Annotated in this window: 1 protein-coding gene; it reads right to left on the bottom strand. The window is 50.7% G+C overall.

The features are described 5' to 3' along the window. Positions 1-227 (bottom strand): transposase (locus A3722_RS05035; protein ID WP_201721967.1); only part of this gene is annotated, 227 nt, incomplete at both ends.

The raw sequence follows: 227 nt of genomic DNA, 5'->3' as shown, positions 1-227 counted from the left end.
GATAGTTTCGCGTTTGGAATATAATTCCAGATACTGGAGGATGACATCGTCGGTGACATTCCCTGACGTGGTCGAAAAGAATCCACGTGCCCAAAATAGCGTTCCCCAGTATCGTTTGCGCAATTCGGGAAACTCAATCTGCACGTGCCGCGATGAGCGCGCCTTGATCTGCTGCATCAAGGTAGAGAACGCCAATTTTAGCTTACGTCGCCCCATCCACGACCAGT

Source organism: Sulfitobacter sp. HI0027 (assembly GCF_001634775.1).
Taxonomy (GTDB): domain Bacteria; phylum Pseudomonadota; class Alphaproteobacteria; order Rhodobacterales; family Rhodobacteraceae; genus Sulfitobacter.
Note: the sequence above shows the minus strand (reverse complement) of the source record. Positions and strands in the feature narration are given on the sequence as shown.